At 61.3% G+C, this 22,027-nt stretch carries 15 protein-coding genes and 3 rRNA genes; 10 read left to right on the forward strand and 8 right to left on the reverse strand.

Annotation, left to right across the window (positions count from 1 at the left end):
• Positions 1 to 29 precede the first annotated feature (29 nt).
• The gene (locus G4D79_RS15865) at positions 30 to 452 is read left to right on the forward strand and encodes a DUF2550 domain-containing protein (protein ID WP_029255703.1); all 423 of its coding nucleotides are present in this window, start codon (positions 30 to 32) and stop codon (positions 450 to 452) included.
• Between the two features lie 10 nt (positions 453 to 462).
• Here the strand turns inward: G4D79_RS15865 and G4D79_RS15870 are convergent, their stop codons facing one another.
• Positions 463 to 1,035 carry a cob(I)yrinic acid a,c-diamide adenosyltransferase gene (locus tag G4D79_RS15870; protein ID WP_099698505.1) on the reverse strand — a complete coding sequence of 191 codons (573 nt, stop codon included), beginning with the start codon at positions 1,033 to 1,035 and terminating at the stop codon, positions 463 to 465.
• 54 nt (positions 1,036 to 1,089) lie between these two features.
• On the opposite strand from G4D79_RS15870, the gene murA reads away from it, so the two are divergent.
• The 4 genes from murA (at position 1,090) to rrf (ending at position 8,181) form a co-directional block, all read left to right on the forward strand.
• A complete protein-coding gene (gene murA / locus G4D79_RS15875; protein ID WP_030537339.1) occupies positions 1,090 to 2,349 on the forward strand; it encodes a UDP-N-acetylglucosamine 1-carboxyvinyltransferase in 1,260 nt (419 codons plus the stop codon).
• 583 nt (positions 2,350 to 2,932) lie between these two features.
• Positions 2,933 to 4,450, forward strand: a 16S ribosomal RNA gene (locus G4D79_RS15880).
• 327 nt (positions 4,451 to 4,777) lie between these two features.
• Positions 4,778 to 7,911: ribosomal RNA gene (locus G4D79_RS15885) — 23S ribosomal RNA — on the forward strand.
• A 153-nt stretch (positions 7,912 to 8,064) separates the two neighbouring features.
• A 5S ribosomal RNA gene (gene rrf / locus G4D79_RS15890) occupies positions 8,065 to 8,181 on the forward strand.
• Together the 16S, 23S and 5S rRNA genes form the textbook arrangement of a ribosomal RNA operon.
• 291 nt (positions 8,182 to 8,472) lie before the next feature.
• Here the strand turns inward: rrf and G4D79_RS15895 are convergent.
• On the reverse strand, positions 8,473 to 9,099 hold the full coding sequence (locus G4D79_RS15895) for a dihydrofolate reductase family protein (protein WP_099699155.1): 627 nt from the start codon (positions 9,097 to 9,099) through the stop codon (positions 8,473 to 8,475).
• Between the two features lie 140 nt (positions 9,100 to 9,239).
• The gene (locus tag G4D79_RS15900; protein ID WP_099699154.1) at positions 9,240 to 10,832 is read right to left on the reverse strand and encodes an adenylate/guanylate cyclase domain-containing protein; all 1,593 of its coding nucleotides are present in this window, start codon (positions 10,830 to 10,832) and stop codon (positions 9,240 to 9,242) included.
• A gap of 42 nt (positions 10,833 to 10,874) precedes the next feature.
• Between G4D79_RS15900 and nucS the strand changes: the two genes are divergently transcribed.
• The gene (gene nucS, locus G4D79_RS15905) at positions 10,875 to 11,549 is read left to right on the forward strand and encodes an endonuclease NucS (protein WP_007733244.1); all 675 of its coding nucleotides are present in this window, start codon (positions 10,875 to 10,877) and stop codon (positions 11,547 to 11,549) included.
• 19 nt (positions 11,550 to 11,568) lie between these two features.
• Positions 11,569 to 11,913 (forward strand): hypothetical protein, encoded by a 345-nt coding sequence (locus G4D79_RS34545; RefSeq protein ID WP_054828484.1) that lies wholly within the window; start codon positions 11,569 to 11,571, stop codon positions 11,911 to 11,913.
• A gap of 7 nt (positions 11,914 to 11,920) precedes the next feature.
• On the opposite strand, the gene G4D79_RS15910 is transcribed toward G4D79_RS34545, so the two are convergent.
• Positions 11,921 to 12,979 (reverse strand): hypothetical protein, encoded by a 1,059-nt coding sequence (locus tag G4D79_RS15910; protein ID WP_003945156.1) that lies wholly within the window; start codon positions 12,977 to 12,979, stop codon positions 11,921 to 11,923.
• A gap of 40 nt (positions 12,980 to 13,019) precedes the next feature.
• Complete coding sequence (gene mce, locus G4D79_RS15915; protein WP_037131968.1) at positions 13,020 to 13,493, reverse strand: methylmalonyl-CoA epimerase; 474 nt, start codon at positions 13,491 to 13,493, stop codon at positions 13,020 to 13,022.
• A 107-nt stretch (positions 13,494 to 13,600) separates the two neighbouring features.
• Between mce and G4D79_RS15920 the strand changes: the two genes are divergently transcribed.
• The 3 genes from G4D79_RS15920 (at position 13,601) to G4D79_RS15930 (ending at position 16,259) form a co-directional block, all read left to right on the forward strand.
• A complete protein-coding gene (locus G4D79_RS15920; protein ID WP_007733254.1) occupies positions 13,601 to 14,794 on the forward strand; it encodes an acetyl-CoA C-acetyltransferase in 1,194 nt (397 codons plus the stop codon).
• Positions 14,795 to 14,894: 100 nt separating this feature from the next.
• Positions 14,895 to 15,257, forward strand: a complete 363-nt coding sequence (locus G4D79_RS15925) for a DUF3817 domain-containing protein (RefSeq protein WP_054782236.1) — start codon at positions 14,895 to 14,897, stop codon at positions 15,255 to 15,257.
• A 105-nt stretch (positions 15,258 to 15,362) separates the two neighbouring features.
• Positions 15,363 to 16,259: a tetratricopeptide repeat protein gene (locus G4D79_RS15930; RefSeq protein ID WP_030537899.1), complete on the forward strand. Its 897-nt coding sequence runs from the start codon at positions 15,363 to 15,365 to the stop codon at positions 16,257 to 16,259.
• Between the two features lie 18 nt (positions 16,260 to 16,277).
• Here the strand turns inward: G4D79_RS15930 and G4D79_RS15935 are convergent, their stop codons facing one another.
• From G4D79_RS15935 to G4D79_RS15945, 3 genes are read right to left on the reverse strand one after another with little or no spacing between them, the layout of a single operon-like run.
• Positions 16,278 to 17,726 carry a neutral zinc metallopeptidase gene (locus G4D79_RS15935; RefSeq protein WP_042446171.1) on the reverse strand — a complete coding sequence of 483 codons (1,449 nt, stop codon included), beginning with the start codon at positions 17,724 to 17,726 and terminating at the stop codon, positions 16,278 to 16,280.
• A complete protein-coding gene (gene glgB / locus G4D79_RS15940) occupies positions 17,726 to 19,927 on the reverse strand; it encodes a 1,4-alpha-glucan branching protein GlgB (protein WP_058038868.1) in 2,202 nt (733 codons plus the stop codon). The genes G4D79_RS15935 and glgB overlap by 1 nt, the downstream gene beginning before the upstream one ends.
• Entirely contained in the window at positions 19,927 to 21,951 is a 2,025-nt protein-coding gene (locus tag G4D79_RS15945; protein ID WP_099698637.1) for an alpha-1,4-glucan--maltose-1-phosphate maltosyltransferase, read from the reverse strand. The genes glgB and G4D79_RS15945 overlap by 1 nt, the downstream gene beginning before the upstream one ends.
• Positions 21,952 to 22,027: the final 76 nt, after the last annotated feature.

Here is a 22,027-nt window from a genome sequence, read left to right on the forward strand (position 1 = left end):
ACGGGAGCCGACGAACAGTGACATTCGGAATGACTGTGTTGATCATTCTGGTTGTGCTGCTCGCGGTTCTCGTCGCGGCTTTTCTGTATCGTCTGCTGGTTCTGCGTCGCGGCGGTACCGCTGCACTGCTTCGTGTTCTGCCATCCCCGGGGGACAGCGGGTGGCGTCACGGAATCATTCGCTACGGCGAAAGCACCTTCGTCTTTTTCAAACTGTCGAGTCTGCGGCCGGGCCCGGACTCCAGGATCGATCGTCAAGGTATCGAGGTCGAGAGCCGTCGTTCTCCCTCGGGTACCGAATTCGACATCATGAGCGACGACATCGTCGTGGTCAAGGTCAATGACGGCTCGTCCGCCTACGAAATCGCTTTGGACAGTGGAGCATTGACAGCGTTCCTGTCCTGGGTGGAATCGCGGCCGGACGGGCGCGCCCGTAGGCGACGCACCGCCTGACCGGTCCCGCTCAAGCTCCGGCGCCGGGCTTCCAGAGCACATCGCCTTCAGGATTTGCCACTCTTCCCATGATGAAGAGCAGATCCGACAATCTGTTGAGGTATTTCGCGGGGAGCGCGCTCGTGTCCTCCGGGTTCGCATCGATGGCGGACCAAGCCGCACGCTCCGCACGCCGCGAGACGGTTCTTGCTACGTGAAGCAGGGCTCCCAAGGCGGTACCGCCCGGCAGAATGAACGAATTCAACGGTGCCAGTTGCTCATTGAGCTCATCGCACCATCCTTCGAGTCGATCGATGTAGGACTGAGTCACTCGTAGCGGCGGGTACTTCGGGTTCTCGACCACGGGGGTGGACAAGTCGGCCCCTGCGTCGAAAAGGTCGTTCTGGATCTGGCGCAGCATTGCAAGGAGATTCTCCGGGGGAGTGCCGAGGGCAACGGCCACACCGATCGCTGCATTGGTCTCGTCGCAATCCGCGTAGGCGATCAGACGCGGATCGTTCTTGGACACGCGGGAAAAATCGCTGAGGCCCGTGGTCCCGTCGTCGCCGGTCCGGGTGTAGATCTTCGTCAGGTGAACAGACATAGGGCTACGGTACCGGCGCGGTGCCGACGAGGTTGTGGCTCTAGGCTGTGAACCGTGAGTGAGCACTTTCTTGTGACCGGGGGTAACCGCCTCGAAGGTGAAGTACTGGTGGGAGGGGCCAAGAACAGTGTGCTGAAGCTGATGGCCGCGGCGCTGTTGGCCGAAGGCACCACTGTCGTGACCAACTGCCCGGACATTCTCGACGTACCGCTGATGGCGGACGTTCTGCGAGGTCTGGGCTGCGAAGTCGAACTCGAAGATTCCGAAGTGCGGATCACGACGCCGGCCGAGCCGAAGTATCACGCTGACTTCGATGCGGTGAAACAGTTCCGAGCGTCAGTGTGTGTTCTCGGTCCGCTGGTCGCGCGTTGTCGACGCGCTGTTGTTGCCTTGCCTGGCGGTGACGCCATCGGTTCGAGGCCCCTCGACATGCACCAATCCGGGCTCCGCCTGTTGGGTGCGCGCAGCGAGATCGAACACGGATGTGTAGTTGCCGAGGCAGACGACCTGCATGGAGCGAACATCCGCCTGGTCTTCCCGTCTGTGGGTGCAACCGAGAACATCTTGATGGCAGCGGTCCTCGCCCGTGGTGAGACAGTGATCGACAACGCTGCACGTGAGCCCGAGATCGTGGATCTGTGCAACATGCTCAACGAGATGGGCGCCAAGGTATCTGGCGGCGGAAGTTCGACGCTCACCATTCAAGGCGTCCGCAAGTTGGAACCGACTACGCACCGCGTCATCGGTGACCGGATCGTTGCCGCAACATGGGGTGTCGCTGCCTCCATGACCAGGGGTGACGTCCGCGTTCGCGGGGTGAACCACAAGCATCTCGGACTGGTCCTCGACAAGCTTCGGACGGCCGGCGCGGAGGTGACTCCCGAGGTTGACGGTTTCCGCGTCATTCAGCGCGAACGGCCTAAGGCGGTCAATTTCGCAACATTGCCGTACCCCGGATTCCCGACCGACCTGCAGCCGATGGCAATCGGTTTGGCTGCGGTTGCCGAAGGCACGTCGATGATCACCGAGAACGTATTCGAATCGCGTTTCCGATTTGTCGAGGAAATGATCCGACTCGGCGCCGACGCTCGTACTGACGGTCACCATGCGGTGATCCGCGGAGTTCCGGTGTTGTCGAGTGCACCGGTGTGGTCTTCGGACATTCGGGCCGGCGCCGGGCTCGTGCTTGCGGGGTTGGTTGCGGACGGAACCACCGAAGTTCACGATATTTTCCACATCGACCGTGGGTACCCGCGATTCGTCGAGAATCTCCGTGGACTCGGGGGAGTGATCGAGCGGGTGGGCACCGACTAGGTATCGGTGCTCGGCGTCACACTCGGGCCTATTCGCAGTTGGCGGAAAGGCTCAACGGTCTGACCTGGCCTTAATCGGCCAATTCGGTGTGGTGACCAGGCGATTTGTGAATTGATTGAAGGTTCGCGTAACTTATTCCAAGTCAGAGCGACACGGACACCGACTCCCACCTGCGAGGGTGAGTGACACGAGGTTGTACGAAGTGCCTGGCGAACACAATCCAGTTTTTCTCACGGGGTTTCGGTTTGCGCCGGTGGCCAGGTTGGGATAGGCTGGAAAAGTTGCCCCGGAGCGGCGGCCATAGGGTCGTGGTGATGGTGTGTGCGTGTTCTTTGAGAACTCAACAGTGTGTCGATGAATGTCAGTGCCAAAATTTTTTTGGTACTTCACATCCGCGAATGATCAACCGCCTCTTGGGGTTTGGTTGGTTTGTGTGTGGTGTGAGTATTTTTCGTCGGTGATTGTTCATTCTTCCGTCTGAATGGTTGCCGACACATTTTTTGCTAGTTGAGTTTTTTTGCTAGTGATTTGACTCTTTTTGTCTATGACTGATTAGTGGGCTTGCCCGCGAAATCTAGAGTCTTCAACGGAGAGTTTGATCCTGGCTCAGGACGAACGCTGGCGGCGTGCTTAACACATGCAAGTCGAGCGGTAAGGCCTTTCGGGGTACACGAGCGGCGAACGGGTGAGTAACACGTGGGTGATCTGCCCTGCACTTCGGGATAAGCCTGGGAAACTGGGTCTAATACCGGATATGACCTCCTATCGCATGGTGGGTGGTGGAAAGATTTATCGGTGCAGGATGGGCCCGCGGCCTATCAGCTTGTTGGTGGGGTAATGGCCTACCAAGGCGACGACGGGTAGCCGACCTGAGAGGGTGACCGGCCACACTGGGACTGAGACACGGCCCAGACTCCTACGGGAGGCAGCAGTGGGGAATATTGCACAATGGGCGAAAGCCTGATGCAGCGACGCCGCGTGAGGGATGACGGCCTTCGGGTTGTAAACCTCTTTCAGCAGGGACGAAGCGCAAGTGACGGTACCTGCAGAAGAAGCACCGGCTAACTACGTGCCAGCAGCCGCGGTAATACGTAGGGTGCAAGCGTTGTCCGGAATTACTGGGCGTAAAGAGTTCGTAGGCGGTTTGTCGCGTCGTTTGTGAAAACCAGCAGCTCAACTGCTGGCTTGCAGGCGATACGGGCAGACTTGAGTACTGCAGGGGAGACTGGAATTCCTGGTGTAGCGGTGAAATGCGCAGATATCAGGAGGAACACCGGTGGCGAAGGCGGGTCTCTGGGCAGTAACTGACGCTGAGGAACGAAAGCGTGGGTAGCGAACAGGATTAGATACCCTGGTAGTCCACGCCGTAAACGGTGGGCGCTAGGTGTGGGTTCCTTCCACGGAATCCGTGCCGTAGCTAACGCATTAAGCGCCCCGCCTGGGGAGTACGGCCGCAAGGCTAAAACTCAAAGGAATTGACGGGGGCCCGCACAAGCGGCGGAGCATGTGGATTAATTCGATGCAACGCGAAGAACCTTACCTGGGTTTGACATATACCGGAAAGCTGCAGAGATGTGGCCCCCCTTGTGGTCGGTATACAGGTGGTGCATGGCTGTCGTCAGCTCGTGTCGTGAGATGTTGGGTTAAGTCCCGCAACGAGCGCAACCCCTATCTTATGTTGCCAGCACGTTATGGTGGGGACTCGTAAGAGACTGCCGGGGTCAACTCGGAGGAAGGTGGGGACGACGTCAAGTCATCATGCCCCTTATGTCCAGGGCTTCACACATGCTACAATGGCCAGTACAGAGGGCTGCGAGACCGTGAGGTGGAGCGAATCCCTTAAAGCTGGTCTCAGTTCGGATCGGGGTCTGCAACTCGACCCCGTGAAGTCGGAGTCGCTAGTAATCGCAGATCAGCAACGCTGCGGTGAATACGTTCCCGGGCCTTGTACACACCGCCCGTCACGTCATGAAAGTCGGTAACACCCGAAGCCGGTGGCTTAACCCCTTGTGGGAGGGAGCCGTCGAAGGTGGGATCGGCGATTGGGACGAAGTCGTAACAAGGTAGCCGTACCGGAAGGTGCGGCTGGATCACCTCCTTTCTAAGGAGCTTCTCCAATGTCAGGGTTCACACAGGTGAATTACTGGTTGGCAGAGACCGTTTCGGACACGATGTTGTCCGGCGGTTGCTCATGGGTGGATCGCTGACAAACTTGATCGTCGTACGGTTTCTCCTCTGTGGGAAACCGACGAACAATATATCGACATACTGTTGGGTCCTGAGAGAACACGCGAGTGTTTCCTCGAAGGAAGTAACGACAAATGACTGCAGTTGTCATACCGGTCCACTTTGGTGGGTGTTGGTGTCAACGTGTGTGTGGTTGTTTGTGTGTTGTTTGAGAACTGCACAGTGGACGCGAGCATCTTTGTTGTAAGTAATGAAGAGCGTACGGTGGATGCCTTGGCACCAGGAGCCGATGAAGGACGTAGGAGGCTGCGATAAGCCTCGGGGAGCTGTCAACCGAGCTGTGATCCGAGGATGTCCGAATGGGGAAACCCAGCACGAGTGATGTCGTGTTACCCGCGCCTGAATATATAGGGCGTGTGGAGGGAACGTGGGGAAGTGAAACATCTCAGTACCCACAGGAAGAGAAAACAACCGTGATTCCGTGAGTAGTGGCGAGCGAAAGCGGAAGAGGCTAAACCATGGGTGTGTGATAGCCGGCAGGTGTTGCATTCGTGGGGTTGTGGGGTTCATTTTGTCAATACTGCCGTGTTGGCCAACAGTAAGAAATCACAGGGTTAGTGGAAGTGGTCTGGAACGGCCTGTCGTAGAGGGTGAGAATCCCGTACACGAAAACTTTGTGACTGTTGTAATGGAAACCCAAGTAGCACCGGGCCCGTGAAATCTGGTGTGAATCTGTCGGGACCACCCGATAAGCCTGAATACTCCCTGGTGACCGATAGCGGACTAGTACCGTGAGGGAAAGGTGAAAAGTACCCCGGGAGGGGAGTGAAATAGTACCTGAAACCGTGCGCTTACAATCCGTCAGAGCCTTCGAGCAGTTTACTGCTGGGGGTGATGGCGTGCCTTTTGAAGAATGAGCCTGCGAGTTAGTGGCATGTCGCGAGGTTAACCCGTGTGGGGTAGCCGTAGCGAAAGCGAGTCCGAATAGGGCGAGTCAGTGGCATGCTCTAGACCCGAAGCGGAGTGATCTACCCATGGCCAGGTTGAAGCGACGGTAAGACGTCGTGGAGGACCGAACCCACTTAGGTTGAAAACTGAGGGGATGAGTTGTGGGTAGGGGTGAAAGGCCAATCAAACTCCGTGATAGCTGGTTCTCCCCGAAATGCATTTAGGTGCAGCGTCGCGTGTTTCTCACCGGAGGTAGAGCTACTGGATGGTCTAGGGGGCCCACAAGCTTACCGAAATCAGCCAAACTCCGAATGCCGGTGAGTGAGAGCGCGGCAGTGAGACTGCGGGCGATAAGGTTCGTAGTCGAGAGGGAAACAGCCCAGATCGCCAGCTAAGGTCCCTAAGCGTGTACTAAGTGGAAAAGGATGTGGGGTCGCGAAGACAACCAGGAGGTTGGCTTAGAAGCAGCCACCCTTGAAAGAGTGCGTAATAGCTCACTGGTCAAGTGATCCTGCGCCGACAATGTAGCGGGGCTCAAGTACACCACCGAAGCTGCGGCATTCACGCAATAGCCCCCAGTTGATCCACGGATTTTCTGGCAGGTGTGTGGATGGGTAGGGGAGCGTCGTGTGGCCATGGAAGCGGCAGGGTGACCTAGCCGTGGAGGCCACACGAGTGAGAATGCAGGCATGAGTAGCGAAAGACGAGTGAGAAACTCGTCCGCCGAATGACCAAGGGTTCCTGGGCCAGGTTAATCCGCCCAGGGTGAGTCGGGACCTAAGACGAGGCCGACAGGCGTAGCCGATGGACAACGGGTTGATATTCCCGTACCCGTGTGAACGCGCCCATGGTGAATCAGTGATACTAACCATCCTGAAGCCACGAGAAGACCTTCGGGTCTCGAGTTGGTGGATGCATGGGACCTGATCTGGTAGTAGCCAAGCGATGGGGTGACGCAGGAAGGTAGCTGAGCCAGTCAGTGGTAATACTGGTGTAAGCGTGTAGGGCGTGACCTAGGCAAATCCGGGTCGCACATAGCCTGAGACGTGATGCGTAGCCGATTGAGGCGAATTCAGTGATCCTATGCTGCCGAGAAAAGCCTCTAGCGAGCTTTCACACGGCCCGTACCCCAAACCGACACAGGTGGTCAGGTAGAGAATACTAAGGCGATCGAGATAACTATGGTTAAGGAACTCGGCAAAATGCCCCCGTAACTTCGGGAGAAGGGGGGCCCTGTCTGGTGACGACATTTACTGTCTGAGCTGGGTGGGGCCGCAGAGACCAGTGAGAAGCGACTGTTTACTAAAAACACAGGTCCGTGCGAAGTCGTAAGACGATGTATACGGACTGACGCCTGCCCGGTGCTGGAAGGTTAAGAGGACCGGTTAGTTCCTTCGGGAGCGAAGCTGAGAATTTAAGCCCCAGTAAACGGCGGTGGTAACTATAACCATCCTAAGGTAGCGAAATTCCTTGTCGGGTAAGTTCCGACCTGCACGAATGGCGTAACGACTTCTCAGCTGTCTCAACCGTAGACTCGGCGAAATTGCATTACGAGTAAAGATGCTCGTTACGCGCGGCAGGACGAAAAGACCCCGGGACCTTCACTACAGCTTGGTATTGGTGTTCGGTTCGGTTTGTGTAGGATAGGTGGGAGACTGTGAAGCGGTGACGCCAGTTATCGTGGAGTCGTTGTTGAAATACCACTCTGATCGAATTGGACCTCTAACCTCGGACCATGATCTGGTTCAGGGACAGTGCCTGGTGGGTAGTTTAACTGGGGCGGTTGCCTCCCAAAATGTAACGGAGGCGCCCAAAGGTTCCCTCAGCCTGGTTGGCAATCAGGTGTCGAGTGCAAGTGCACAAGGGAGCTTGACTGTGAGACTGACAGGTCGAGCAGGGACGAAAGTCGGGACTAGTGATCCGGCACCGGCAAGTGGAAGCGGTGTCGCTCAACGGATAAAAGGTACCCCGGGGATAACAGGCTGATCTTCCCCAAGAGTCCATATCGACGGGATGGTTTGGCACCTCGATGTCGGCTCGTCGCATCCTGGGGCTGGAGTAGGTCCCAAGGGTTGGGCTGTTCGCCCATTAAAGCGGCACGCGAGCTGGGTTTAGAACGTCGTGAGACAGTTCGGTCTCTATCCGCCGCGCGCGTTAGAAACTTGAGGAAGGCTGTCCCTAGTACGAGAGGACCGGGACGGACGAACCTCTGGTGTGCCAGTTGTTCCGCCAGGAGCACCGCTGGTTAGCTACGTTCGGAAGGGATAACCGCTGAAAGCATCTAAGCGGGAAGCCTGTTCCAAGATGAGGTTTCTCACCCCCTCGAGGGGGTAAGGCCCCCGGCAGACCACCGGGTTGATAGGCCAGAACTGGAAGTGCAGTAATGCATGCAGGTGACTGGTACTAATAGGCCGAGGACTTACCACAAAGAAGCTACGCGTCCACTGTGCGGTATCTGAAACAACACACAGATACTGATGAGAAACCCTGTTTTCTCCATCCCCCAACACCAGAAACTGGTGTTGACGGGTGGTGAAACCAGGTGATCAGAAGAAGGTTACTGTGACAGTTTCATAGAGTTACGGCGGTCATAGCGAAGGGGAAACGCCCGGTCCCATTCCGAACCCGGAAGCTAAGCCCTTCAGCGCCGATGGTACTGCACTCGACAGGGTGTGGGAGAGTAGGACACCGCCGAACACACATTAGAAAATCCCCCCAACCAGTACTGGTTGGGGGGCTTTCTCGTACCCAAAACACCCCCCCGCCAACACCCGAAAGCACCCCCGCCGGCACCCCCGACTTCGAGCGAACAGCACTGTCGTCGCCTCAGATCGACCCAACGTACCGTTCACACCATCTAGGGCGGGCACGCCGCCGGCACCCCGGCATGGAGTGAACGACACGCTCACCCTCTTAGGCGAGGGGAACGGTACGTTCACACCATCAGGGGCGGGAACACGACTGAGGACGACAGGCGCTTTGCCCGGATCAGTCGATGCCGTCGGCGGTGGCAGTCGCATACTTCGGCCGGCCAGCCGGCAGATACCTCTGAATCGTCACGCCCTTTGATGTGGCTCGCGATTCGGCCAGCTCTAGTGCGATGTCCGGTCCGGAGTCGGGAAACAGTCGCGTGCCCGGGCCTACCACCACCGGAACGATCAGCAGGATCATCTCGTCGACCAGATCGTTCGCGAAAAGCCAGCGGCACAGGTTGCCACTGCCGTGCACCTGAAGCTCACCGCCGGGTCTGGCTTTCAGTTCGCCGAGAGCTGTGGCGGTGTCACCTGAAAGGGCTGTCGTGTTCGTCCATTGCGGATCGGTGAGCGTCGTCGACGCAAGGTACTTGGGCCGCGAATTCAGTGCGCTTGCAATGGGGTTGACGTCGGGATTCTCGAACGCGCCCCAATAGCCGGCGAAGATCTCGTACGTGTGTCGCCCGAACAGGAACGCGTCAGCTCGCTGGTAGACCTGGACGAGGTAATCCATGGCTTCGGTGTCCACTAATGGCGCGGACCAGCCGCCCCGCTCGAATCCGCCACGGCGATCTTCGTCCGGACCACCGAGTCCTTGCATCACACCGTCGAGAGTGACGATGGTAAAGGTCGTCAGTTTCATAGTCGTACCCATCTCCCAGGTGTCGTCGGATCTCCGCTGTTTCGATATAGACCGTTGGGAAGCGGGAAAGTCATCGAGCGAACGTGGCGTTGATCGCCTTGGATCGACCGAACGTGCCGTTCGCTCAGGGGGCGGTGGGGTCAGGGCTGAACGGGCACGGAGTTTGACGGGCTGGTCTCGGACTCCAGAGCGTCGCACGGAATCGCGAGCTCGGTCTGTTCGAGCCGGCCGCGAAGGGTGATGTTCTCGGTGATCGACCACTGTGCAGCCTCGGCGCTGTCAGCGGCAGCCACAGCCCGTCCGGATGCGGCGACGTTACCCGGAACCGTCTTGGCGACCTCGGACAGTCGCGCCGCTTCGTTGACGGGATCACCGATGACGGTGTACTCGAATCTTTCTCGCGCACCGACGTTCCCGGCTACGGCAACACCTGCGGCGACGCCGATTCCCGCGCTCACTTCCGGAACCTCGGCACGCAGGCGCTGCTGAATCTTGCGGGCAGCGGCGAGTGCGCTGCCGGCGTGATCGTCGAGTGTCGTCGGCGCTCCGAAGATCGCCAGCGCTGCGTCGCCCTCGAACTTGTTCACGAATCCGCCGTGCGCGTCGACCTCGTCGACTATGACGTCGAAGAAACGGTTGAGTAGAGCGACCACCGCCGTAGGGGAGTTGGTGGCCGCGATGGTGGTCGATCCGATGACGTCGACGAAGAGTACGGCAACGTCACGTTCTTCACCGCCGAGTTCCGGGTTTCGGCGAACCGCGTTTGCGGCAACCTCGTGTCCGACGTGGCGCCCGAAGAGGTCGCGTATTCGCTCTCGCTCGCGCAGACCCTCGGCCATGCGATTGAAGCCGGCCTGCAGTAGTCCCAGTTCCGTTCCGTCGTACACGACGACGGACGCGGTGAGGTCGCCACGGGTGACTTGTTCCATTCCTCGTCGCACGGACCGAATGGGGGCCGCGGCGGACCGAATGTTGATGTATGTCAGTCCGAGTCCGACGCACAGGGTGATTCCGCCAATGACGAGGATGGCGATCGCGAGGGCTTGCCACGATGCAGGCCGGATGAAGCTGAAGACCGCCACGAGCATCAAGCCGGTGACGGGGACTCCGCTTCCGAGCAGCCAGACGAGGATTGTCCGGCCGGTCAGTCCGAGAACGGCAGCCTTGCGGGGTGCTCCGGATTCGAGTGCACGCGCAGCAATCGGGCGGAGTGCGAACTCGCTGAGCAGGTAGCAGAAAGCGCACGTGGTGATACCGCTGAAAGCCACGGTGAACAGAACTTTCGGAATGGCGTCGGGGTCGACGATTCCGTACATGGTCGTGAAGGTGATGAGCGCGGCCGTCCACAGGACGGCTTGCACTCGGGTCAGTCGCCACGGCCCGCGCAGCGCCGCGCGTTGATTCTGCTCTGTCGGTGGGTGATCCTCGGTGGCCCATCGAAGATCCCGCATCAGCCGTTTGGTGCCCCACAGAAGTCCGATGAGAAAGACACACCCGATGAAGACGGGCACGGCAATGAAGTTGATCCATGCGAATTCGGGGTGGATGATCTCGGGTCCGGGAACCACGAATCCGATGAGCACGATCGCCAGTACCGCTCCGATCAGGTTTGTGACCAGGAGGGGCGCGGTGAGTAGTGCCTGGACGCGGATTCGGCGGCGCCTGGGGCTTTCGTCGGTGGATCCGAGCAGCCACGACCCCAGGGGCGCACTCGGGACACGGCTTCGCTGCATAGTGTGTCGAGAGTAGTCGTAATGATCGCTTAGGGTGGTCCGGTGCGCCTAGTTATTGCTCGTTGCCGTGTCGACTATGTGGGACGCCTGACCTCCCACCTCCCTACCGCAAGACGACTGCTGTTGGTCAAAGCCGACGGCTCGGTCAGTATCCATGCCGACGATCGGGCGTACAAGCCGCTCAACTGGATGAGTCCGCCGTGCTGGTTGGTCGAGACCACCGGGGACGGCGACGACATCCTGTGGGTCGTCACCAACAAGGCGGGCGAGGAACTGCGGATCACTCTCGAAGAGGTCGAGCACGATTCGTCGTATGAACTCGGTCTCGATCCGGGATTGATCAAGGACGGTGTCGAGGCACACCTTCAAGAACTTCTGGCGGAGCATGTCGAGACACTCGGCCCCGGCTACACGTTGGTGCGGCGTGAGTACATGACGGCCATCGGGCCGGTCGATCTTCTGGTCCGAGACGCGGACGGTGCATCGGTGGCGGTGGAGATCAAGCGTCGCGGCGAGATCGACGGCGTCGAGCAGTTGACGCGCTACCTCGAATTGCTCAACCGCGATCCGCTGCTCGCGCCGGTCACGGGAGTTTTTGCAGCGCAACAGATCAAGCCGCAGGCAAAGACTTTGGCCAACGACCGTGGGATCCGTTGCCTGGTCCTTGACTACGAGGCCTTGCGGGGCACCGAAAGCACCGAGTTCCGCCTCTTCTGACGCTGTTTAGACTCGAACCATGCCGCGCCGCAAACCTTCGCCGAAGCAAACCCGTCGAACGGATACTCGGCGTGCTCGGGATTCGAGCGCGGAGTCGGCGTCACCAAGCGGCGTGTTGTTCGGCGGAGCGCTGGTCCGGGAGGAACCCGGGCCGGGCGGTGAAATGTACATGGTGAGGCCGATACCCGGCTCCAACGCGACGAAGTTCTATCGATGCCCCGGTTGTGATCACGACATCAGACCCGGCGTCGCTCACGTGGTGACGTGGCCTTCGGAACCGGGCGGCGCGAACGAGCGTCGACACTGGCATACCGGATGCTGGTCAGGCCGCGGTACGCGCAGCCTGACCAGACGGTGGTCCTGAGCGTCGATCAGTTCCTGGACTGGGCTCGCTGCTCGACGGCGCGGGTGTCGATCTCGGCGGTGTTCGTCTCGTCCGAGTCCTCGAGAACGTCGTCTTCGTCGATACTCGGTTCTGATTTGACCGGTTCTGCGTCGACCTTATCTGCGTCGGCCTTCTTGTCTTCGATCTCGAGATCTTCCTCGGCTTCGACGATGACCGGAGCGGGCGGTGCATCGAGGAGTTCGCTCTCCCGGTTGACCGATGCGAGCATAGCCGGAACCGAATCGAGTTGTCCGCGAATACCCAAGAGTTGAGCCAGGATTCGGCCACGGAGAACGCGCAGTTCTTCGGTGAGTTCCTTCGCGTGAGCGATCTTGCGCTCGGACTGATCAGTGGCGGCCTGCAGCCTGCGCTGAGCCTCGTGCGACGCATCGGCGAGTCGACGCTCGGCCTCTGCTTTGCTCGACGACTCCAGCTCGTTGACGGCGGCGACGACCTTGGCGCGGCGCTCCGACATCGAGATGTCGAAGTCTTCGCGGATCTGAGTGCGCTTGGCCTCGGACTCGGCAGCCAGTCGATCCCGCTCGGCCTGCGCGGCTTCGACGATCCGGGCGGCTTCGGTACGGGCCTGCGCCATGGTCTGCTCGTGCATGGTTTCCATCGCGTTGCGACGGTCCTCGAGTTCGGCGATCAGCGACTCGTAGTGACCACGAAGGCGGGCGCCGTCCTGTTCGGCGATGGAGGTCATCTCGGCTGCGTCGGCCTCGGCCTTCGCGCGCACCTCCGAGGCCTCGTCGGAGGCAAGGCGCAGCATGCGGCTGATGCGATCGCTCATGCCCTCCGCAGTGGTGGGCGGTACCGAGAGGCGGTCTACGTCCTTGCGGAGGTCGTCGATGTCGTCGCGTGCATCGTCGAGCTGCTTGGCGAGGTCACGGGCCTGCGCAGCGGCAGCATCACGATCAGCCGCGGTAACTCGCAGCTCCGCGTCGAATCGCTCGAAGTAGTTACGTACCTCGTCGCGGTCGTATCCCTTCCGTGCGATCTGGAACGGAAGTTGGATCGAACCGCGGTCCTGCTCGTATGCCATGGCGACAATCTACCTGGCATACGAGCTGGAGTCGGGTCTGCTAGTGGCTCGCGTCGGGTTCGACCAGTTCCACCAGGACGCCGCCGGCGTCCTTCGGGTGGATGAAGTTGATGCGCGAGTTGGCCGTACCGCGTCGGGGAGCGTCGTACAGCAACCGAACCCCGCGGTCGCGAAGCTCGGCGGAGATGGCGTCGATGTCGGTGACCCGGTAGGCGAGCTGCTGGAGTCCGGGGCCGCTTCGGTCGATGAACTTGGCGATGGTCGAATTCTCGTCCAGAGGCGCGAGCAGCTGAACGGCAGTGGATCCGGCGGGGGAGCCGACGACGGAGAGCATGGCCTCACGCACGCCCTGCGATTCGTTGATTTCCTCGTGGGTCGACACCATGCCCAGGTGCTGCGTGTACCACGCGATTGCCACGTCGAGATCGGGCACCGCGATTCCGACGTGATCGATCGCGACGACGAGGTCGGACGACAAAGGTGCGAGTGCAGAACTGGGGGAGGTCTGTGTCATACCTTTCACGGTAGCGCTACCGTTTGAGGAGTACACGTCGGGATGTGACTTGGCTCTTAGGCCGCACGGAACCGACGACTATCTCTCTTTTGCAGCCGGAGGAAATCGTGACCAGTTCTGTGATTGTTGCGGGAGCTCGTACCCCGATGGGTCGACTCCTCGGATCGTTGAAAGACCTCTCCGGATCCGACCTCGGCGGCATCGCCATCAAAGGCGCCCTCGACAAGTCCTCAGTCGCACCCGAACAGGTCGACTACGTCATCATGGGACAGGTCCTCACCGCCGGCGCCGGCCAGATGCCCGCCCGCCAAGCCGCCGTCGCCGCCGGCATCCCCATGAACGTCCCCGCCCTGAGCATCAACAAAGTGTGCCTCTCCGGCATCGACGCCATCGCCCTCGCCGACCAACTCATCCGCGCCGGCGAATTCGACATCGTCGTCGCCGGCGGGCAGGAATCGATGTCCCGCGCACCCCACATGCTCGAAAAAAGCCGCGAAGGCTTCAAATACGGCGACGTCACCCTCCGCGACCACATGGCCTACGACGGCCTCCACGACATCTTCACCGACCAGGCCATGGGCCTGCTCACCGAACAAGTCAACCAACAAGAAACCGCCCACATCACCCGCGCCGAGCAGGACGCCTTCGCCGCCGCCTCACACCAGAACGCGGCCCGCGCCTGGAAAGACGGCCTCTTCGACAACGAAGTCGTCCCCGTCTCCATCCCCCAACGCAAGGGCGAGCCCATCGTCTTCGCCCAGGACGAAGGCATCCGCGCCGACACCACCACCGAATCCCTCGGCAAACTGCGTCCCGCGTTCAGCAAGGACGGCACCATCACCGCCGGCTCCGCCTCCCCGATCTCCGACGGCGCCGCCGCCGTGATCGTGATGAGCAAAACCAAAGCCGAAGAACTCGGCCTGACCTGGATCGCGGAAATCGGCGCCCACGGCGTCGTCGCCGGACCCGACTCCACCCTCCAGTCCCAACCCGCCCGGGCCATCGCCAAAGCCTGCGCGAAGGAAGGCATCGACCCCACCGACCTCGACCTCGTCGAAATCAACGAAGCATTCGCCGCCGTCGGGATCGCCTCCACCCGCGAACTCGGCCTCGACCCCGCCAAGGTCAACGTCAACGGCGGCGCCATCGCCGTCGGCCACCCCCTCGGCATGTCCGGCGCCCGCATCGCCCTGCACCTCGCCCTCGAACTGCAACGCCGCGGCGGCGGCATCGGCGCAGCCGCACTCTGCGGCGGCGGCGGACAAGGCGACGCACTCATCGTCCGCGTCCCCAAGGCCTGAGTGTCTAAATACACCTGAACCAGCGCTCTCGCTCTGCGACGCCCCGTGGTTTTCCTCACACAACTACGGGGCGTCGTAGTTGTTCGGGCACAATGGCCTCATGGCGAACATCTTTGACGTATCCACTCCCGCGAAACGCTTCCGTCTGGTGGCGTGGTGGGAAGCTGTGACCTGGGCGGCCTTGCTGGTTGCCATGTTCTTCAAGTGGGTCCTCGGACACGAAGAAGCGATTCGCATCCCCGGAATGGTCCACGGCACCGCGGGCTTCCTGGTGTTCATCGTTGTTGCACTCCTGACCGCGTGGTCGCTCAAGTGGGACGTCAAGACCACGATCCTTGCGCTGATCTCGAGCGTTCCGCCCTTCGGCACCGTCATATTCGAACGATGGGCAGTGCGAAACGGCAAGCTCGGTGAGCTGTCCACGGAGTTCGCGGCGTCCAAGGGCAACGCGGCGCTCGTCTGAGTGCTGCATCCCTCTACGTAGCTTCTCGCAACTCGTGACAAACTGGGAGCCGTGACTCGACCAGGTTCCAGGCCCCCCGCGCGTTCGTCCGCAGTTGCTGCCGCCATGAGCGGCGCAGTCGACTTGTCCGCCTTCAAAGAGCGGGCCACGGCCCCACCACCGCCGCGTAACACCAGCGGCGACGGGGCCGTTTCTGCTGTCTCCGGGGCAGTGATCGAGGTGACCGAGGAGAACTTCGAAAGCGAAGTCCTGCTGAAGTCGAGCCAGGTGCCGGTGATCGTCAACATCGGTGGCCGCGCATACGAGCCCTCGGTCGTATTCACCGAAGTTCTCGAATCATTTGCAGCGCGAGCCGGCGGCAAGTGGATTCTTGCCAACGTCGACGTCGACGTGAGCCCTCGTATCGCGCAGGCATTCGGTGTCCAATCGGTTCCGACGGTTGTTGCTGTCGCGGCTGGTCAGCCGTTGGCCGATTTTCAGGGCGCTCAGCCAGAGGCGCAGCTCAGCCAGTGGTTCGACGCAGTCCTCCAAGCTGTCGAGGGCAAGTTGAGTGGGCCGGTCTCCGACGCGGACGAACCGGTGGAGGAGGTCGAGGATCCTCGCTTCGTGGCCGCTGAAACCGCGCTGGACGAGGGCGATCTCGACGCCGCCATCGCTGCGTACCAGGAAATTCTCGACGCCGAACCCAACAATGCGGAGGCCAAGAGCGCTGTCCGCCAGGTGAAGTTCATGGCTCGGGTTCAGGGTGTCGATCCCGAGTCGATTGCGGCCGCGGATGCTGATCCGTCCGATCTCGAACTGCAGTTCGCTGCGGCCGACCTGGAAATGTTCGCCCAGCAACCCGAGGCGTCGTTCGCCCGCTTGATCTCGGTGGTCTCGCGAACTGCCGGCGACGACAAGGCTGCCGCTCGGACGCGCCTGCTCGAACTGTTCGAACTGTTCGACCCGGCAGAACCGATCGTCATCGCGGCCCGTCGTAAGTTGGCTTCCGCTCTCTACTGACGTGTGGACCGGCAGTCGCTACTCCGTGTAGCGGCTGTCGCACACTTCCCGGCCACCGAGAACGCCGGTCCGGAACGCGTCGACACGTGCGAACCCGCTCGGAACCGTCTCACCGTTGACGTCACTGGCAGCCAGGCCGTCGGTCAGCAGCCCCGATACGGCTTCGTCGAGGTCGCCGGGAGAGAGTGTGACCTGTGCTCCGGACGCCGCGGCGTTGGTGGGACTGAGTGCTGCGGTGATGACGCCGGACAAGCAGGCCGCGCGCAGGGCAGTCTGCGGAGTGTCGAGCGATTGGCCGTTCTCCTTCTGCATCGCGAGGGTGTACCTCGACGCGAGCAGGACATAGGCGTTGTAGTCACCGGTGATGTTGGTCTGGATCAACTCGCGTCGCCCGACGCGACCCGGCGTGCCGCGCTCGGCAAGGTCGTCGACGCTGATTCCGATGGTGTTCGTCGACGGGCAGTACGAGACGGGTTCGGTCGCAACGGCATCGCTGCACCCGGTGTCTGCGCCGGTGAACACGACCTTCGGTGGCTGCGGTAGATCGAAGATCGCTTGGAAGGTCTTCACGAACTCGTCGAGAGTTGCCTCGGTGACGGGCAGTTCTCCGGAATCGTTGCCCTCGGCGAACTGCTGCGGGAGGTCTGCACGTCGTGACTCGATTTCGTCGGCGTCCATCTTCGCGCACGCACCGGCGCCGTCGGTGAAGCCGATCTGAGTGGCGGTGACGCGCTCGAACGCCGAACCATGGTGGCTCTCAGGATCATTAGGGTCTTCGTCGCGGATGGCGACCGCCGACGCCAACACCTTGTTGAGTCCGTCGGAGGTGTTCATCGTGAAGTGCGCGGCCTTGTCCTCGGCGACGTGCCGCAAGAAGGCGCCACCGAAACAGTCGGCTTGCTGTTCGCGCACCAGGGCTGCGTCTCGTTTACCGCCGACGATCCCGGCCTTGCGTTGAACGGCATGGCCGTACTCGTGCGCAAAGATGAACGCGACGGCCACGTCACCGAACTTCTCCCGCACCTCGGGCAGCAGCAATTCACGATCCCAACCGATGGTGTGATCGATGCTGCAGTACCCGGCGTTGATGAGTTCTTCGGTGGTCTCCTCACAGAAGTCCGGGCCGTTCGATTCGGTGGGGTCCCACGAGATCAGCTCGTCGACCGGTTCGAAGGGCTTGTCGAACAGAGCCGGGTACTCGGCGGCCCAGTAGGTTTCGATGTCTGTGATGGCGTTGGCTGCCAGCGCGTCGATGTCCCCGCCGTCGGTGCCGGTGATTGCTCGGTCGGCGTTGGGGGCTCCCGGACGCAATCCACTTGGTCCTGCCGTTGCGTCGAGTCCGGCGACGCGGAAGGGATCGTGATAAATCGAGACGGCGTGGCCACTCGTTCCCTGGGCACAACCGGCGAGCAGTGCGGCCACTGCCAACAGTGACGACGTGACAATGACTACTCGCCGGCCGACCATCAACGCTCCAGACTTATCCAAATCGCTCCAGCAGCTGGCAGCGCCACCTGTGCGGAGGCTGGCCGACCGTGCCACGAATGCGACGTTGCTGTGACCGCTCCGAGGTTCCCGACTCCGGAGCCGCCGTACACCTCGGCATCGGTGTTGAGAATTTCCACCCATCGGCCGGGCTCTGGTAGCCCGACGCGGTAGCTCGAGTGCTCACTGCCCGAGAAGTTGAACAGGCAGGCGACAATCGAACCGTCAGTACCGTAACGCAGAAAACTGAGGACGTTGTTCTCGGTGTCGTTGGCGTCGATCCAGGAGTATCCACCGGGCGAGGTGTCGAGGGTCCACATGGCCGGATGACGTCGGTACGCGGAGTTGAGATCGCCGACCAGTCGCTGGACGCCGCGATGGAGAGTGCCGGTGTACTGATCGTCGAGCTGCCACCAGTCGAGGCCGCGTTCTTCGGACCATTCCGCACTCTGACCGAATTCCTGTCCCATGAACAGCAGTTGCTTGCCTGGATGCGCCCACATGTATGCAAGCAGTGAGCGCAGGCCGGACGCCTTGGCGAAGTCGTTGCCGGGCATCCGGGTCCACAGAGTTCCTTTGCCGTGCACCACTTCGTCATGGCTGATCGGTAGCAGGTAGTTCTCACTCCACGCGTACATCAGTGAGAACGTGATCTCGTGATGGTGGTAGGTCCGGTGTACCGGGTCGTGACCGAGGAACCCGAGGGTGTCGTGCATCCACCCCATGTTCCACTTCATGTTGAATCCGAGGCCGCCGACATTGGTCGCCCGAGTGACTCCGGGCCACGCCGTCGACTCCTCGGCGACGGTGACGACTCCTCGATGGTTCTTGTGGACGGTGGCGTTCATCTCCTGCAGGAACGCAACGGCTTCGAGATTCTCGCGGCCGCCGTGAATGTTGGGAGTCCATCCACCTTCCGGGCGTGAGTAGTCCAGGTACAGCATCGATGCGACAGCGTCGACGCGAAGTCCGTCGATGTGGAACTCCTCGAGCCAGAAGAGTGCATTGGCGACGAGGAAGTTCCGCACCTCGCGGCGACCGAAGTCGAATACGTATGTGCCCCAGTCCAACTGCTCGCCGCGACGCGGATCGGCGTGCTCGTACAGGGGAGTTCCGTCGAAACGAGCCAGGGCCCACTCGTCTTTGGGGAAGTGTGCAGGCACCCAGTCGACAATGACACCTATCCCTGCGGCGTGCAGGTGGTCGACGAACCAGCGGAAGTCGTCCGGGGTGCCGAAGCGGGAGGTCGGTGCGTAGTACGAGGTGACCTGGTATCCCCACGATCCACCGAACGGATGCTCGGAGACGGGCAGCAGTTCGACGTGGGTGAATCCGGTTTCGGTGACGTAGACGGCGAGTTGCTCGGCCATCTGCCGGTAGTCGAGTCCGGGACGCCACGATCCGAGGTGCACCTCGTACACGCTCATCGGGGACTGCGAAGGATCGACACCGGCGCGGGTTTCGAGCCAGGCCGCGTCGTTCCACTCATGCGAACTGGTGGTCACTCGCGACGCCGTCGCCGGCGGGACCTCGGTACCGAATGCCATGGGATCGGCCTTGTCGCGAACGGAGCCGTCGTGGCCGTGGACCCGGAACTTGTACAGCGAACCGACTGCGATGTCGGGCAGGAAGAGTTCCCAGACCCCAGTGGATCCGAGGACTCGCATGGGGGCGAATTGCCCACTCCACCCGTCGAAGTCGCCGACGACGGTCACGCCGCGGGCGGCCGGAGCCCAGACGGCGAACGAGGTGCCGTCGACGGGTCCGTCCGGTGTCTCGTACGAACGCGGATGTGCGCCGAGGATGTCCCACAGTCGTTCGTGCCGACCTTCGCCGAACAGGTGAAGGTCGAGTTCACCGAGAGTCGGCAGGAATCGGTAAGGGTCGGCTGCGAGAACCGTGTGTCCACCCGGGTACGTCACGGAATAGCGATAGTCGATCAGGTCGGGGTAGGGGACCAGAGCCGCGAAGATTCCGTTCGAAACATGTTCGAGAGGAAAGTCTTTGCCGCCGATGACGGCGCTGACGGACTCGGCGTTGGGACGCAACGCTCGCAGAACGGTGCCGTCGGCGTGGGGATGGGCGCCGAGGACACTGTGCGGATCGTGATGTTCACCGCGCGCCAACAGCTCCAGATCGTGATTGTCCGGTGCGATACCCGAAGGGAACTTCTCGGTTGACATCACTTGCCTCCACCTGCGCGGTGCGCATTGCGTGCTTGGTAGGCCAGAGAGATCCGGGCCGGATACGGAACCGGTGGGAGCGCGAGGATGTGCGCCACCGAACGCCAGGGCTCGAGGCGGACGAAATTGGCTTGGCCCCAATTGAACTGCTCACCGGTTACCTCGTCGAGCACGGTCATGTGGTCGTGCCATTCGCGTCCGAGCGCCGGCATGTCCAACCAGACGGTGCCCTCTTCTGCAGCGAACGGGTTGAGGTTGATCACCGTCAGGACGGCGTCACCGGTCGAGGCGTCGAACTTCGAGTAGGCGATCAACGCGTCGTTGTCGATGTGGTGAAAGTGCAGGTTCCGCAACTGTTGCAGGGCCGGATGTGCACGCCGGATGCGGTTGAGCGCGGTGATCCACGGCTCGAGAGACTCGCCTCGCGCTGCTGCTTCGGCGAAACGGCGCGGCCGAAGTTCGTATTTCTCGGAGTCGAGGTATTCCTCGCTGCCGGGGCGAACGGCTTGGTGTTCGTAGAGTTCGTAACCGGAGTAGACGCCCCACGTCGGCGCCAGGGTGGCGGCGAGAGCTGCTCGCAGTGCAAACATTCCGGGCCCACCGTGCTGGAGGGACTCGTGCAGGATGTCCGGCGTGTTCACGAAGAGGTTCGGTCGGGCTTCGTCGGCCTTCGCCGCCAGCTCGTTACCGAATTCGGTGAGCTCCCACTTCGCAACTCGCCAGGTGAAGTACGTGTACGACTGCGTGAACCCGCGCCGGGCAAGGCCGTACATGCGCGCCGGACGAGTGAATGCCTCGGCGAGGAACAGGACGTCGGGGTCGGTCTTCTTGACCTCAGAGATGAGCGTCTCCCAGAAGTTCGGCGGCTTGGTGTGTGGGTTGTCGACCCGGAAGATCTTGACTCCGGCACTGATCCAGTGTCGGACGACTCGCAGGATTTCCTTGTCCAGACCGCGAGGATCGGTGTCGAAGTTGATCGGGTAGATGTCCTGATACTTCTTGGGCGGGTTCTCGGCGTAGGCGATGGTGCCGTCGGGAAGGACGTTGAACCACTCCGGATGCTTCTTGGCCCATGGATGATCCGGGGCGCACTGCAGCGCGAGATCCAGTGCCACTTCGAGATCGAGCTTGCGGGCCGCCGCGACGAAGGCCTTGAAGTCCTTGAGCGTGCCGAGTTGCGGGTGAACAGCGTCGTGCCCGCCGTCGACCGAGCCGATGGCCCACGGCGAGCCGACGTCACCGGGTTCGGGAGTGAGAGTGTTGTTGCGTCCCTTGCGGTTGATCTCGCCGATGGGATGGATCGGCGGAAGGTAGACGACGTCGAAACCCATTGCGGCGATGCGGGGTAGGTCTTCGGCCGAGGTTCGGAAAGTACCGTGTTGCGGCACCCCGTTCTCGTCCCAACCGCCCGTCGAGCGGGGGAAGAACTCGTACCACGATCCGAACAGTGCACGGTTGCGATCGACGACGACGGGGTGGGACTCGCCCTTGGTGACCAGTTCACGGAGCGGAGTGGCGCGGAGCAGTTCGGCGACGTCGGAGGCGAAGGCCGGCGCGACGCGAGCAGTCAGCGCCTGATCGCTGCGCAGCGACGCCGTGACGGCCTCGAGCCTGGACCTGTTGCCCCGCGGTACCTCGTGCGCGGCCTGTTCGAACAGGCGCGCACCGATTTCCAGGTCGTTGGCCAACTCGGCCGCCCCTTGCCCGACGGCGAGCTTTGCTTCCACGGCGTGCTTCCAGGTGGCGATGGGATCGCTCCACGCCTCGATCCGGAACGACCACATGCCTTCGGCGGACGGCGCGAACACCGCGTCGACGGTGTCCGGTTCGGTCCCGGGATCCATCGGAATGCGCAGCGGCTTGGTACCGCGCGGACCACGCACGACCAAAGTGGCGGAAATGGCGTCGTGGCCTTCTCGCCACACGGTGGCGTGCACTGGGAAGACTTCACCGACCACGGCCTTTGCCGGATAGTTACCCGAGATCTCGGGTACCACGTCGTCGATACCGAGGCGTCCTGACACGGGAAGCTCCATTTCTGGTGATGGATCGCGGTAAAACTTTCTTTCGCCGGGTTCAACCGTAGTGGGTGCGGCGCTG

The sequence above is a fragment of the Rhodococcus sp. WY5 genome (genome assembly GCF_018588185.1).
Lineage (GTDB): Bacteria > Actinomycetota > Actinomycetes > Mycobacteriales > Mycobacteriaceae > Rhodococcus_F > Rhodococcus_F qingshengii.